Origin of the sequence: Pseudomonas marginalis (genome assembly GCF_001645105.1) — a bacterium.
GTDB lineage: Bacteria > Pseudomonadota > Gammaproteobacteria > Pseudomonadales > Pseudomonadaceae > Aquipseudomonas > Aquipseudomonas petroselini.
In genome coordinates this window covers 25,879-40,610 of record NZ_LKEG01000051.1, presented here as the reverse complement: position 1 = coordinate 40,610, position 14,732 = coordinate 25,879, and the positions used below count along the sequence as shown (strand labels likewise).

At 61.7% G+C, this 14,732-nt stretch carries 11 protein-coding genes; 8 read left to right on the top strand and 3 right to left on the bottom strand.

Annotation, left to right across the window (positions count from 1 at the left end):
- The first annotated feature begins 82 nt into the window (after window positions 1-82).
- Genes AO064_RS21965 through AO064_RS21950 form a run of 4 tightly spaced genes read left to right on the top strand, consistent with a single transcriptional unit; the run spans window position 83 to window position 5,921 of the window.
- Window positions 83-1,834, top strand: coding sequence for a type I secretion system permease/ATPase (locus AO064_RS21965; RefSeq protein ID WP_064054650.1), 1,752 nt, complete (start codon window positions 83-85; stop codon window positions 1,832-1,834).
- Window positions 1,831-3,144, top strand: coding sequence for an HlyD family type I secretion periplasmic adaptor subunit (locus tag AO064_RS21960; protein WP_064054649.1), 1,314 nt, complete (start codon window positions 1,831-1,833; stop codon window positions 3,142-3,144). Before AO064_RS21965 ends, AO064_RS21960 begins: the two co-directional genes overlap by 4 nt.
- Before the next feature lie 2 nt (window positions 3,145-3,146).
- The gene (locus tag AO064_RS21955; RefSeq protein ID WP_064054648.1) at window positions 3,147-4,475 is read left to right on the top strand and encodes a TolC family outer membrane protein; all 1,329 of its coding nucleotides are present in this window, start codon (window positions 3,147-3,149) and stop codon (window positions 4,473-4,475) included.
- A 36-nt stretch (window positions 4,476-4,511) separates the two neighbouring features.
- Window positions 4,512-5,921, top strand: coding sequence for a polyurethane esterase (locus AO064_RS21950; protein WP_064054647.1), 1,410 nt, complete (start codon window positions 4,512-4,514; stop codon window positions 5,919-5,921).
- A gap of 135 nt (window positions 5,922-6,056) precedes the next feature.
- Here AO064_RS21950 and AO064_RS21945 read toward each other — a convergent pair whose 3' ends face one another.
- Window positions 6,057-6,281 (bottom strand): YgdI/YgdR family lipoprotein, encoded by a 225-nt coding sequence (locus AO064_RS21945; protein WP_046036312.1) that lies wholly within the window; start codon window positions 6,279-6,281, stop codon window positions 6,057-6,059.
- 185 nt (window positions 6,282-6,466) lie between these two features.
- Here AO064_RS21945 and AO064_RS21940 point away from each other — a divergent pair, with 185 nt between their 5' ends.
- From AO064_RS21940 to AO064_RS21930, 3 genes are all read left to right on the top strand, one after another.
- Window positions 6,467-8,113, top strand: coding sequence for a VRR-NUC domain-containing protein (locus AO064_RS21940; protein ID WP_064054646.1), 1,647 nt, complete (start codon window positions 6,467-6,469; stop codon window positions 8,111-8,113).
- A complete protein-coding gene (locus AO064_RS21935; protein ID WP_064054666.1) occupies window positions 8,110-10,365 on the top strand; it encodes an ATP-dependent DNA helicase in 2,256 nt (751 codons plus the stop codon). The genes AO064_RS21940 and AO064_RS21935 overlap by 4 nt, the downstream gene beginning before the upstream one ends.
- A gap of 79 nt (window positions 10,366-10,444) precedes the next feature.
- Window positions 10,445-11,386: an alpha/beta fold hydrolase gene (locus AO064_RS21930; RefSeq protein WP_064054665.1), complete on the top strand. Its 942-nt coding sequence runs from the start codon at window positions 10,445-10,447 to the stop codon at window positions 11,384-11,386.
- Here the strand turns inward: AO064_RS21930 and AO064_RS21925 are convergent.
- Window positions 11,383-12,333: an alpha-E domain-containing protein gene (locus AO064_RS21925; protein ID WP_012724311.1), complete on the bottom strand. Its 951-nt coding sequence runs from the start codon at window positions 12,331-12,333 to the stop codon at window positions 11,383-11,385. The genes AO064_RS21930 and AO064_RS21925 overlap by 4 nt on opposite strands.
- A 2-nt stretch (window positions 12,334-12,335) precedes the next feature.
- Entirely contained in the window at window positions 12,336-13,745 is a 1,410-nt protein-coding gene (locus AO064_RS21920; RefSeq protein ID WP_046036314.1) for a circularly permuted type 2 ATP-grasp protein, read from the bottom strand.
- A gap of 417 nt (window positions 13,746-14,162) precedes the next feature.
- Here AO064_RS21920 and AO064_RS21915 point away from each other — a divergent pair, with 417 nt between their 5' ends.
- On the top strand, window positions 14,163-14,711 hold the full coding sequence (locus AO064_RS21915) for a hypothetical protein (protein WP_064054645.1): 549 nt from the start codon (window positions 14,163-14,165) through the stop codon (window positions 14,709-14,711).
- Window positions 14,712-14,732: the final 21 nt, after the last annotated feature.

Below are 14,732 nucleotides of genomic sequence, written 5' to 3'. Positions count from 1 at the left end.
TTGATTTTATTAGTTGACCGCTCCGTCATTCGGGGTCGGGGCAACTATTGCGCGCAATTTGCTTCAAGGAAGATTAGAAACCATGGCGAAGTCCCATGCCGTCGCGCCGTTATTCAAGGCGCTGGGTGAATACAAGAGCATTTTGATCAGCGTCGGTTGTTTTACCGCCTTGATTAACCTGCTGATGCTGGTGCCGTCGATTTACATGCTGCAAGTGTATGACCGCGTGCTGTCCTCCCAGAATGAAACCACCCTGGTGATGTTGACGCTGATGGTCGTGGGCTTCTTTGCGTTTATTGGCCTGCTGGAGGTGATCCGCAGTTTTATCGTGATCCGTATTGGCAGCCAGTTGGAGAGGCGTTTCAACTTGCGTGTTTACAAGGCCGCGTTTGAACGCAACCTGCAACGCGGTCAGGGGCATGCCGGGCAGTCCCTGGGCGATTTGACCCATATCCGCCAATTCATCACGGGGCCTGCGCTGTTCGCGTTTTTTGATGCGCCGTGGTTCCCCCTCTACCTGTTTGTGATTTTCCTGTTCAACGTGTGGCTGGGCGTGTTGGCCACGGCCGGTGCCGTGCTGCTGATCGGCCTGGCGTGCCTGAATGAATACCTGACCAAAAAGCCGTTGGGCGAGGCCAGCGGTTACTCCCAGCAATCCACGCAACTGGCCACCAGCCACTTGCACAACGCCGAGACCATCCAGGCCATGGGCATGCTCGGCGCGCTGCGCTCGCGCTGGTTTGCCGTGCATTCGCAGTTTCTCGGCTTGCAGAACACCGCCAGCGATACCGGCTCGGTGATCACCTCCCTGAGCAAATCCCTGCGCCTGTGCCTGCAATCGCTGGTGCTGGGGCTGGGGGCGCTGTTGGTGATCAAGGGCGATATGACCGCCGGGATGATGATCGCCGGCTCCATCCTGATGGGCCGGGTGCTGAGCCCCATCGACCAGTTGATTGCGGTGTGGAAGCAGTGGAGTTCGGCCAAATTGGCCTACCAGCGGCTGGATGACTTACTGCGCGAGTTTCCACCGGACGTGGAGCAGATGAAGTTGCCGGCGCCCAAAGGGCAGGTGAGTTTCGAACAGGTCAGTGCCGGCCCGCCGGGGCGGCGCGTGGCGACCCTGCATCAAGTCAGCTTCAATCTGGGGGCTGGTGAAGTGCTCGGTGTGCTGGGTGCGTCGGGCTCCGGCAAATCCACCCTGGCGCGTGTGCTGGTGGGGGTGTGGCCGACGCTGGCGGGCACCGTGCGCCTGGATGGCGCGGACATTCACCGCTGGGACCGCGACGAACTCGGCCCGCACATCGGTTACCTGCCCCAGGACATCGAGCTGTTCAGCGGCAGCATCGCCGATAACATCGCGCGCTTTCGCGAAGCCGACCCCGATCAGGTGGTGCGTGCCGCGCAGCAGGCCGGCGTGCATGAACTGATCCTGCGCTTGCCGCAGGGCTATGACACGGTACTGGGCGACAACGGCGGCGGCCTGTCCGGCGGCCAGAAACAACGGGTAGCTCTGGCACGCGCTCTGTATGGCGGACCACGCCTGATCGTGCTGGATGAGCCCAATTCCAACCTCGATACGGTCGGCGAAGCCGCCTTGGCCAGCGCCATCGTGCAGATGAAAGCCCAGGGCAGCAGCGTGGTGCTGGTGACCCACCGTTCTTCGGCGTTGGCCCAGGCCGACAAGCTGTTGGTACTCAACGACGGGCATCTGCAAGCCTTCGGGCCCAGCCAAGACGTGCTGCGCGCGTTGTCCGGCCAGCAGGAAGCGCCGAAGGAGAAACCCGGCGTGAGTTTCAGTCGTCAGTACCAAGCCGGAAGGAATCCAGGCGCATGAGCAGCATCACTGTTGAACCACGCTTCAAAGAGCGCGACGCCACGTTTTTTACGCGCATGGGCTGGCTGCTGACGCTGGTCGGTGCCGGCGGGTTTTTCCTGTGGGCCAGCCTGGCGCCGCTGGACCAGGGCATTCCGGTGCAGGGCACGGTGGTGGTGTCGGGCAAGCGCAAGGCGGTGCAGACCCTCAGCCCTGGCGTGGTCAGCCGGATTCTGGTGAAGGAGGGCGAGCATGTGAAACAGGGCCAGCCGCTGTTTCGTCTCGACCAGACCCAGCACCAGGCCGACGTGCAATCGTTGCAGGCCCAGTACCGCATGGCCTGGGCCAGCGTGGCCCGCTGGCAGAGCGAACGGGATAACCACGCCAGCATCACCTTTCCCGCCGAACTGAGCGCCAACCCCGATCCAGCCCTGGCGTTGGTGCTGGAAGGCCAGCGCCAACTGTTCAGCAGCCGTCGCGAAGCCTTTGCCCGTGAGCAGGCCGGCATCCGTGCCAACATCGACGGTGCCTCCGCGCAATTGGGCGGCATGCGCCGTGCCCGCAGCGACCTGATCGCCCAGGCTCAATCCCTGCGCGACCAACTGAGCAACCTGCAACCCTTGGCCGACAACGGCTACATCCCGCGCAACCGGTTGATGGAGTACCAGCGGCAGTTGTCCCAGGTGCAACAGGACCTGGCGCAGAACAGCGGTGAAAGTGGCCGCGTCGAGCAGGGCATCCTCGAATCGCGGCTGAAATTGCAGCAGCACAGCGAGGAATACCAGAAAGAAGTGCGCAGCCAGCTGGCCGATGCGCAACTGCGCAGCCTGACCCTGGAGCAGCAGCTCACCTCGGCCGGGTTTGACCTGCAACACAGCGAGATCAACGCCCCGGCCGATGGTATTGCAGTGAACCTCAGCGTGCACACCGAGGGCGCCGTGGTGCGCGCCGGTGAAACCCTGCTGGAGATCGTGCCCCAGGGCACACGCCTGGAAGTGGAAGGGCACTTGCCGGTGCACCTGGTGGACAAGGTTGGCACGCACTTGCCAGTCGATATCCTCTTCACCGCCTTCAACCAGAGCCGCACACCCCGCGTGCCGGGGGAGGTCAGCCTGATTTCCGCCGACCAGATGCTCGATGAAAAAACCGGCGCGCCCTATTACGTGCTGCGCACGACGGTCAGCGACGCCGCGCTGGAAAAACTCCACGGCCTGGTGATCAAGCCGGGCATGCCCGCCGAGATGTTCGTGCGCACCGGCGAGCGCTCCTTGCTCAATTACCTGTTCAAGCCGCTGCTCGACCGCGCCGGCTCGGCGTTGACCGAGGAATGAACATGAAGCACGTGTTTATCGCCTTGCTGTTGACCAGCGCCACTGCCCAGGCCGCCATGGGCCCGTTCGATGTGTACGAACAGGCCTTGCGTAACGACCCGGTATTCCTCGGCGCCATCAAGGAGCGCGACGCCGGCCTGGAAAACCGCGCCATCGGCCGCGCCGGCCTGCTGCCCAAGCTGTCGTACAACTACAACAAGGGCCGCAACAACTCCCAGGCCACCTTGCCCGACGGGCGCGGCGGCAATTATCACGACGACCGCAACTACAACAGCTACGGCTCGACCTTCAGCCTGCAACAGCCGTTGTTTGACTACGAGGCTTACGCCAACTACCGCAAGGGGGTGGCCCAGGCGCTGTTCGCCGATGAAAGCTTTCGTGACAAGAGCCAGGCGCTGCTGGTGCGCGTGCTGACCTATTACACCCAAGCGTTGTTTGCCCAGGACCAGATCGACATCGCCCGTGCGAAGAAGAAGGCGTTCGAGCAACAGTTCCAGCAGAACCGGCATTTGTTCCAGCAAGGCGAGGGCACCCGCACGGACATTCTGGAAGCCGAATCGCGCTACGAACTGGCCACCGCCGAAGAAATCCAGGCGCTTGATGAGCAGGATGCTTCGCTGCGTGAACTGGGCGCCTTGATTGGCGTACAGAGCGTCAACATCGACGACCTGGCGCCGCTGAACCAGGGCTTTACCGCGTTCGCCCTGACCCCGGCCAACTACGACACCTGGCATGAACTGGCGATCAGCAACAACCCCACGCTGGCCTCCCAGCGCCAGGCCCTGGAAGTCGCGCGCTATGAAGTGGAGCGCAACCGCGCCGGGCATTTGCCCAAGGTCACAGCGTATGCCAGCTCGCGCCAGCAGGAGTCCGACAGCGGCAACACTTACAACCAGCGCTACGACACCAACACCATCGGCGTCGAAGTGAGCGTGCCGCTGTATGCCGGTGGCGGCATCTCGGCGTCCACCCGCCAGGCCAGCCGGGCCATGGAACAGGCCGAGTACGAGCTGGAGGGCAAGACCCGCGAAACCCTGATCGAGCTGCGCCGGCAGTTCAGCGCCTGCCTGTCGGGGGTGAGCAAATTGCGCGCTTATCAAAAGGCCCTGGCGTCGGCCGAAGCGCTGGTGGTGTCGACCAAGCAGAGCATCCTAGGCGGTGAGCGGGTCAACCTTGATGCACTGAACGCCGAGCAGCAGCTCTACAGCACCCGGCGCGACCTGGCCCAGGCCCGGTATGACTACCTGATGGCCTGGACCAAATTGCATTACTACGCCGGCAACTTGCGTGACACCGACCTGGCCAAGGTGGATGAGGCGTTTGGACGTTGATTTTTGGGTGTTAAACAACAATAAGAGAGGACTGGCATGGGTATATTTGACTATAAAAACCTCGGCACCGAGGGCTCCAAGGCGCTGTTCGCGGATGCGATGGCGATCACGTTGTACACCTATCACAATCTGGATAACGGCTTTGCCGTGGGTTACCAGCACAATGGCCTGGGGTTGGGCCTACCGGCCACGCTGGTCGGTGCATTGCTCGGCAGCACTGATTCCCAGGGCGTTATCCCCGGCTTACCGTGGAACCCGGATTCAGAGAAAGCCGCCCTGGACGCGGTGCAAAAGGCCGGCTGGACGCCGATCAGCGCCAGCGCCCTGGGCTACGGCGGCAAGGTCGATGCACGAGGCACGTTCTTCGGCGAGAAGGCAGGCTACACCACGGCCCAGGTCGAGGTGCTGGGCAAGTACGATGACGCCGGCAAGCTGCTGGAAATCGGCATCGGCTTTCGCGGCACCTCGGGGCCCCGGGAAACCCTGATCAGCGACTCCATCGGCGACTTGGTCAGCGATCTGCTGGCGGCGCTGGGGCCCAAGGATTACGCGAAGAATTACGCCGGCGAAGCCTTTGGCGGCTTGCTCAAGAACGTCGCCGACTACGCCAGCGCCCATGGCCTGAGTGGCAAGGACGTGCTGGTCAGCGGGCATAGCCTGGGGGGCCTCGCGGTCAACAGCCTGGCGGACTTGAGCGGTAACAAGTGGGGCGGCTTCTACAAGGACGCCCACTACGTGGCCTACGCGTCGCCGACCCAGAGTGCCGGCGACAAGGTGCTCAATATCGGCTACGAGAACGACCCGGTATTCCGTGCGCTGGATGGCTCATCCTTCAACCTGTCGTCCCTGGGCGTGCACGACAAACCCCATGAGTCGACCACCGATAACATCGTCAGCTTCAACGACCACTACGCCTCGACGCTGTGGAACGTGCTGCCGTTTTCCATTGCCAACCTGCCGACCTGGCTCTCGCACCTGCCCACCGGGTATGGCGATGGCATGACAAGGATTCTCGAGTCAGGGTTCTACGAGCAGATGAGCCGCGACGCCACCGTGATTGTCGCCAACCTGTCCGACCCGGCGCGGGCCAACACCTGGGTGCAGGACCTCAACCGCAATGCCGAGCCGCACAAAGGCAATACCTTCATCATCGGCAGTGACGGCGATGACCTGATCCAAGGAGGGAAGGGCGTGGATTTTATCGAGGGCGGGAAAGGCAACGACACCCTCCGTGATAACAGCGGGCATAACACTTTTCTGTTCAGCGGACATTTCGGGCAAGACCGGGTGATTGGCTATCAATCGACGGACAAGCTGGTGTTCAAGGATCTACAGGGGAGTGTGGATTACCGGGAGCACGGAGGCGATACGGTGATCAGTGTGGGGGGCGATTCGGTGACGTTGGTCGGGGTGAGTGGAGGGTTGGGCGAGGTGGTGATCGGCTAGGAGTGGAGTGCAGTTGAAAAAGGTGGGAGGGGGCTTGCTCCCGATTGCGGTGGAGCAGCCAACGCATTTATCGACCGGTACACCGCCATCGGGGGCAAGCCCCCTCCCACATTTGATAGGTTTCGGCTTTGGGAATCAGTCTTCCTTACGCACGGTGGCCACGTCGTCGGCCTTGACCCGTACACGCTTGCCGGCGATATCGGTGAATTCGTAAAAACCGTCGGCGGTCTTGGTTTTTGGGGTGTCCTTGGTCAAATACTGCGTGCCATTTTGCATCGTCACTACGGTTTGCGTCGCGCAACCGGCCAATACCAGAAAAGTGAGTGCAACCAGCGGCAGACCCAAATTCTTCATGTTCATAACCCTTACCTTAACCGTGAAAGTCCCACGCCAGAGGCCGTGGGCGACAAATGTTACGCCATCGACTTCAGCATCTGATCACTTTTATGTAAAAAGTTGCAGGCGCCATTTATCTATTACCGATTGCAACCAGGCCTTTGCGACGGCACTCTGTATGCATAACCAGTATTTGATCGCTGCGCGCCATGGCCAATTCCCTCGAAGAACCGCTCTATTATTTGCATAACTTCCGCCAAGTCCTGCATTGGCTGGGGCAACGCTATGCGGATCTGCTCGACCCGGACGAAGAGCATTTCATTCAGCAATTTGACAGGTTGCCGCAAGCGTCCCAGGCCTTGTTGGTGCGCATGGTGATGCGCAAGGGCGTGCATTTTCGTGCGGGCAAGCTCAACTATGTGGAGATCGGTTGCACCCAGGCTGCTGCCGGGCCATTGCTGGAGCTGGGGTGGGTTAACGACAAATGCCTGCTGGCCTTTGACGCGTTGTTCGCCTTGCTGCAAAAAGGCGAGATTCTCGCTGCATTCAAGCCTTGGATCGAACAACCCAAAGCCAAGAAAACCGATTGGCTGGAAGGGTTGTCGGCGCATTTCACCGACAATCGCTGCTTTGCCCACTGGTGCCCCGACCTTGCCGACACGTTGTACAGCCTCACCGTGATGGACCTGTGCGATCGTCTGCGCCTGATGTTCTTCGGCAACTTGCATCAGGACTGGTCCGAGTTCGTGCTGGCTGACCTGGGCATCTACACCTACGAAAAAGTCGAGTTCTGCGCCGAATCCCGTGGCTTACGCAGCCGTGATGACGTGCAGGGTTTTCTGTTTCTGCACCAGTGCCAGCAGGCTTTTGAAACCGGTGCGGCGCTGGAGGAGGTACTGGCCCAGGTCGCCACATTGAACACCGACAATCCCTGGCTGGAAAAACGGCGGGCCAAGCTGTTGTTCCAAGTGGGTCAATATTGCGAGCGCACTGCCGAATTGGCGCTGGCGGAACAGATTTATCGCGCCTGCGCCTACCCCGGCGCCCGCTCACGCTTGATCCGTGTGCTGGAGCGCCAGGAGCACTACGTGCAAGCCATGGCCCTGGCGAACGCCGCACAACAGGCCCCGGAAAGCGCCGCCGAGCAGCAGCACTTGCTGCGTGTGGTGCCACGCCTGCGGCGCAAACTGGGCGAGCCGGCCTTGCCCAAGGTCAAGCCACGGCCGGTCACGCGCCTGGACTTGGCGCTCGCGCTACCGGACCCGCTGATGTCGGTGGAGTATTGCGTGCAGGCTCACCTCAGCGAGCCCGATGGGCCGGTGCACTATGTGGAAAACGGCCTGATCAACTCGCTGTTCGGCCTGTTGTGCTGGGACGTGATCTTTGCGCCGCTGCCGGGTTCGTTTTTCCACCCGTTCCAGCGCGGGCCGGCGGATCTGCACAGTGAAGACTTCCACCTGCGGCGCGCGCCGCTGTTCGCCGCGTGTTTCGAACAATTGCAGGACGAGCGCTACAAAACCACCATCCGCCAATGCTACAGCGAAAAATGGGGGATCCAGTCGCCCTTCGTATTCTGGAACCTGCTCAGCGCAGAACTGCTGGAGCAGGCCCTGGCCTGCCTGCCCGCCGAACACCTGCGCTACTGGTTTGAACGGCTGCTGCTGGACATCCGCGCCAACCGTGCCGGCATGCCGGACCTGATCCAGTTCTGGCCCGCGCAGAAGACCTACCGCATGATCGAGGTCAAGGGCCCCGGCGATCGCCTGCAAGACAACCAGCTGCGCTGGCTGGAGTTCTGCGGTGAATACCAGATGCCGGTCACGGTCTGCTATGTGCGTTGGGCAGCGTCCGCTTGAGTTACAACGTTGCCGTGCGTGCACTGTGTGAGTTCACGGCCAAGGTCGGTGACCTGGACCTGCGCTTCACGCCGTCGCCCAGCGCCCAGGAAGGCATTGTCGGCCACCGCACCGTCGCCTCGCGGCGCAGCCCGCACTACCAGAATGAAGTGGCGCTCGAAGGTGAGTACCAGCAACTCAAGGTGCGGGGCAGGGCGGACGGCTACGACCCGGACGCCAACCGCCTGGAAGAAGTGAAAACCTATCGCGGCGACCTCGACGCCCAACCCGCCAACCACCGGCAACTGCATTGGGCCCAGGTCAAAGTGTACGGCTGGTTGATGTGCCAGAAACTCGGCCTCTCGCAGATCGACCTGGCGCTGGTGTACTTCGACATCGTCGGCGAGGGCGAGACGGTGCTCAACCAACACTTCCACGCCAGCGAACTGGAGCCGTTCTTCAACCAGCAATGCGCGCTGTTCCTCGGTTGGGCCCAGCAGGAAATGGCGCACCGCGAAGCGCGCAACAGGGCCGCGCAGGCCCTGGCGTTTCCCCATGCCGGTTTTCGTCCTGGCCAGCGTTCGCTTGCTGAATCGGTGTACAAGGCCGTCAGTACCGGCCGCTGCCTGATGGCCCAGGCGCCTACCGGCATCGGCAAGACCATCGGCACGATTTTCCCGTTGCTCAAGGCCCTGGCGCCGCAGCAACTGGACACGCTGTTCTTCCTCACAGCCAAAACCCCCGGCCGCAAGCTCGCCCTGGACGCCGCCCACGTGCTGCACACCAGCAGCCCCGAGCTGCAATTGCGCGTCCTGGAGCTGGTGGCGCGGGACAAAGCCTGCGAGCACCTGGACAAAGCCTGTCACGGCGACTCCTGTCCCTTGGCCAAGGGTTTCTACGATCGCTTGCCCGCCGCGCGCATCGCCGCGTCCAAGGTGCGCCTGCTGGACCAGCGCAACCTGCGCGACGTGGCCCTGGCCCATGACGTCTGTCCCTATTACCTGAGCCAGGAAATGGCGCGCTGGGCCGACCTGGTGGTCGCTGACTACAACTACTACTTCGATTTTGGCGCCATGCTGTTCGGCCTGGCCCAGCTCAACCATTGGCGCGCGGCAGTGCTGGTGGACGAGGCGCACAACCTGGTGGAACGGGCCCGCTCGATGTACAGCGCGAGCCTCGACCAATACCACCTCAAGACCCTGCGCGACGTCGCGCCCGAGCCCTTGAAAAAACCTTTGCAGCGCCTCAACCGTGAGTGGAACGCACTGCACAAGGACCAGATCGCGCCGTACCAGGCTTATGCCGCCCGCCCGGAAAAACTGTTGCAGGCCCTGAGCCTGTGCGCCAGCAGCATGGGCGAGTATTTCAATGAGCATCCCGAATCGCTCAGCGGCGACCTGCAAGCCTTCTATTTCGAGGTGCTGCAATTTGCCAAAGTCGCCGAGCTGTTCAACGAACACTTCATTTTCGACATCAGTAAACGCCAGCTCAGCGGCAAACGCAGCAGCTCAACCCTGTGCCTGCGCAACGTGGTGCCCGCCGAATTCATCCGCCCACGCTTGACCGCTGCCCGCAGCAGCGTGCTGTTTTCCGCGACCCTGAGCCCCCGTCATTACTACGCGGATTTACTCGGTTTGCCGGCGGACACGGCCTGGGTCGATGTAGAGTCGCCGTTCAAGGCCGAGCAATTGCAGGTGCGCATCGTCGATGCGGTCTCCACGCGTTTCGTGCATCGCCACGCCTCGCTGGAGCCTATCGTTGAGCTGATCGCCCGCCAATACACCGGGCAGCCTGGCAACTACCTGGCGTTCTTCTCAAGCTTCGATTACCTGCAGCAGGTGGCGCAGTTGCTGGCGGAGCGACACCCGCAGATCACACTCTGGCAACAGTCACGCGGCATGGCCGAGGCCGAGCGCCAGGCGTTCCTCGACCAATTCACCGAACACAGCCAGGGTGTCGGCTTTGCCGTGCTCGGCGGCGCCTTTGGTGAAGGCATCGACCTGCCCGGCGCCCGTTTGATCGGCGCCTTCATCGCCACCCTCGGGTTGCCCCAACTCAACCCGGTCAATGAACAGATGAAACTGCGCATGGGCGCGATCTTCGGTTCAGGCTACGACTACACCTACCTGTACCCCGGCCTTCAGAAAGTGGTGCAGGCAGCGGGGAGGGTCATCCGCAGCCAGCAGGACCGTGGCGTGGTGATGTTGATCGATGACCGCTTCGGCGAAGCGCGGGTACGGCAGTTGTTGCCGCGTTGGTGGGCGGTTGCATGAGGCATTCCCGTGATCAATGATGCTGGTGGCGTTGAAAACAATGCCGCACGCTGGGAAAAATCTCGAAAAGGCCATGCCAATGAGCGAGCAACTCATCTGCGTCAACGGTATTGAGTTAAGCGTCCACATCGCCGGTCCCGAAGACGGCAGGCCGATCTGGCTGCTTCACGGCTTCCCGGAGTGCTGGCACTCCTGGCGCGAGCAGATTCCCGCGCTGGCGGCTGCGGGCTATCGGGTGTTTGCCCCTGAAATGCGCGGCTACGGCCAATCAGGTTCGCCGGCCGAGGTCGCCGATTATGATCTGCTGACGCTGTGTAGCGATATCCAGCAGGCCATGGACCATTTTGGCCATGCGCAGGTGGTCATGGTCGGCCATGACTGGGGCGCGGTCGTGGCCTGGCACCTGGCGTTGCTCGAACCTGAACGGATCACGCGCTTGATCACGCTGTCGGTGCCGTTTGCCGGGCGCGCACGGCGGCCGGTGATTGAAATCATGCGCGAGCTGTACGCCGACCGCTTCAACTACATCCTGTATTTCCAGGAACCGGGCGTCGCCGAGCAGGAGTTGAACGCCGATATCGAGCGTACCTTGCGCCTGTTCATGCAGGATCAGGATGTGTTTCTGCAAAGCAAACCTGCGAATGCCAGGTTGCTTGAGGGTGTTCCGGCACCCGGCGCCTTGCCGCACTGGTGTTCCCAGGCGGATCTGGACGTCTACGTGCACACCTTCGCCGAGCATGGGTTTCGCGGCCCGTTGAACTGGTACCGCAACTTCGAACGCAACTGGCAACGCACCGAAAGCTTGGCCGGCAAGCAGGTGCTGCAACCCACGCTGTTCCTGATCGGCGACCGCGACCCGGTCGGGGTCTTCGAGGCCCACACGCTCAAGCGCATGCCTGAGTCAGTGCCTCACCTTGAGCAGCATGTGCTGCTCAATTGTGGCCACTGGATCCAGAACGAGCAAGGGCAGCAGGTCAACGCACTGATGCTCGGGTTTCTAGGGAAAGCGGGGGCTGCTTAGACCACTTCCAGGTATGAGCTGTGTATCGCCCGTGCCAGCTCGCGCACGGTGTCGATGAATTCCGTGAGACGGCTATGCAAACCATCCTCCAGAATCTCATCAATCCCGGTATACCTGAGCCGCGCCTCGAACTCCGCCGCCAACCGCTGCGCCGTGCGCCCATAACTGCCGGGCAGATCCGCCAGGATATGGCTCAATTCCTCGATACACGCATGCAACGAACGCGGCACATCACTGCGCAGCAACAGCAGCTCCGACACCGACCGCGCATTCAATGCATTCGGGTACAGCTCGGTATACGCCTCAAACGACGACAATGCGCGGAGCAGGGCGCTCCACTGGTAATAACCGCGTGCCGACAAGTCGCTGACTTCTTCCGACTCTTCGCCAAACATCTCGTAACGCGCATCCAGCAGACGCAGGGTGTTGTCCGCGCGCTCGACAAAAGTGCCCAAGCGGATGAACCGATAGGCGTCGTTGCGCATGATTGTCCCGGAGGTCGCCCCACGGAACAGGTGTGAACGCTGCTTGACCCAGTCACAAAAGTGGCTGATGCCATGCCGCGCCAGGCCGCCGGCGGCGATGCTGCGCATTTCCAGCCAGGTGGCGTTGAGGTTTTCCCACATGTCGGCGGTGATGCGCCCGCGTACCGCGTGGGCATTGCCACGTGCAGCGCGCAGGCAGTTGTAGATGCTGGCGGGGTTTTCTTCGTCGAGGGCGAAAAAATGCAGCATGCGTTCGGCGTCCAGCTGTTTATGACGCTCAAGGTAGCTGTCCAGGGTGCCGCTGCTGAGCAACGACATGGCCAGTTCATCCAGGCCATCGCTGCGCCCGGCCTGGGGCATCAACGACAGCGAGTAACTGACTTCCAGCATGCGCGCCAGGTTCTCGGCACGCTCCAGGTAACGGGACATCCAGTACAGATCTGCGGCGGTTCTACTCAACATACTCAGCCCTCCACCACCCAGGTGTCCTTGGTTCCGCCGCCTTGCGACGAGTTGACGATCAACGAGCCTTCCTTCAGCGCCACGCGGGTGAGACCGCCGGGCACCAGGCGGGTTTCCTTGCCCGAGAGCACAAACGGCCGCAGGTCGATATGCCGTGGGGCGATGCCATTTTCGACAAAGGTCGGGCAGGTGGACAGGCTCAAGGTCGGTTGGGCGATGTAGGCGTGAGGACGGGCCTTGATGCGCTGGCGGAAGTCCTCGATCTCGGCGGCGGTGGAGGCCGGGCCGACCAGCATGCCGTAGCCGCCGGAGCCCTGGGTTTCCTTGACCACCAGTTCCGGCAGGTGGGCCAGGACGTGAGACAGCTCATCGGGTTTGCGGCACTGGAAAGTGGGGACGTTCTGTAGCACCGGTTCTTCATCCAGGTAGAAACGGATCATTTCCGGCACATAGGGGTAGATCGACTTGTCGTCGGCCACGCCGGTGCCGATGGCATTGGCCAGCACCACATTGCCCGCGCAATAGGCGGCGACCAGGCCGGGCACGCCGAGCATCGATTCGGGGTTGAAGGCCTTAGGGTCGAGGAAGGCGTCGTCGATACGCCGGTAAATCACGTCCACCGGCTTGGGGCCGTCGGTGGTGCGCATGAACACCTTGAGGTCGTGCACGAACAGGTCGGCGCCTTCCACCAGCTCCACGCCCATCTCCCGTGCCAGGAACGCATGCTCGAAGAACGCGCTGTTAAAGCGCCCCGGCGTCAGCACCACCACATTGGGGTTGTCCAGGCGGCTTGAGCTTTTAAGGGTCTTGAGCAGCAGGTTGGGGTAGTGGTCCACCGGCGCAATGCGCTGTTTGGCAAACACCTCGGGGAACAGGCGCATCATCATCTTACGGTCTTCGAGCATGTAGCTGACGCCGCTGGGGGTGCGCAGGTTGTCTTCAAGCACGTAGTAGGTGCCGTCGCCGTCGCGCACCAGGTCCACCCCGGAGATATGCGAGTAGATGTCGCGGTGCAGGTCCAGGCCGACCATCGCCTTCTGGTAGCCCTCGTTGCCCAGCACCTGCTCCGCCGGAATGATCCCGGCCTTGATGATGCGCTGGTCGTGGTAGATGTCGGCGAGGAACATGTTCAGCGCATTGACGCGCTGGATGCAGCCGCGTTCGATCACGCTCCATTCACTGGCGGGGATGCTGCGCGGGATGATGTCGAAGGGGATCAGGCGCTCGGTGTCTTGTTCGTCGCCATACAGGGTGAAGGTGATCCCGGCGCGGTGAAACAGCAAATCGGCTTCACGGCGACGCTGGGCCAGCAGTTCCGGCGGCGTATTCGCCAGCCAGCGGGAGAAATCCTGATAGTGCGCGCGGCACGCGCCGTTCGCGTCATTCATTTCATCGAAGAAAGATAGAGCCATTCCAGTACCTTGTCAGTGCCGAGGAGAGCTTGGGTGGCACTGCCGCTTAAAAAACCGCATATTTTTATGAGCCCGTGGCCGATGGTGCCAATGGGCCTGGTCCTTACTTTCTTGTGGGGTCGGCTCTGGGTCGGGGGGTAACGAATGCTCCTTTATTCGGGCAGATGAATGGTTTAAGCAATGCCTGTGCCGAAACGCCCAAATTCTGCGTAGTGAGCGGGCTTGCCCCGCGCTGGAGTGCGTAGCGCTCCTGTTTGTTGGGGGCCACTACGCTGCCCAGCGCGGGGCAAGCCCGCTCACTACAAGAGCCCTGTCTTCCATGGGGCACGCAGTGCTCCGGATTGGTGCGCGAACAAACTTGAACTTCACCCACCCCCGATTCTTCTAATAGGACTCGAACCTGTGTGGAGCACTGTCGTGCCCAGAATCATTCCTTCTCCCAATACGCCGGAAGCGGCGCTGGCCGACCACAGCGAACACAACGCGAAAATCTTCGGCTCACCCAAGGACCGCCTCGATTTCTACCGGCGCGAAATCCAGTACGAAACCACCATTTTGGCCAACCGCACCGACGCCTACCTCACCGCGCAGTCGTTCCTGGTCATCGCCTTTGTGTCCGGCATGGGCAACCTCAACCCGGAGTGGGGCAAGCTGTTCACCCTGGTGGTGCCGGTGTTCCTGGTCGCGCTGGGCATTCTCAGCTCCCTTAACGCCTGGCCAGGCATTCGTGCCGCGTACGAGATCATCGACCACTGGCACTACAAGCAAAGCGAACTGCTGCGCAGCGAGCCGGTGATGGGCTTGGCCTACGATGAGTCGCCGCTGTTTTCCGAAATGGAGTCGTCCCACAAGGGCTATCGCAAGTCGTTGCTGTTCTCCATGCGTGCGCCCTGGCTGTTCATGGTGTTCTGGCTGGTGCTGGGGATTTATGCGTTCTATATCCAGGTCGACAATCCGATCCGGTGAGCAATCGGACGGAACTTCGCC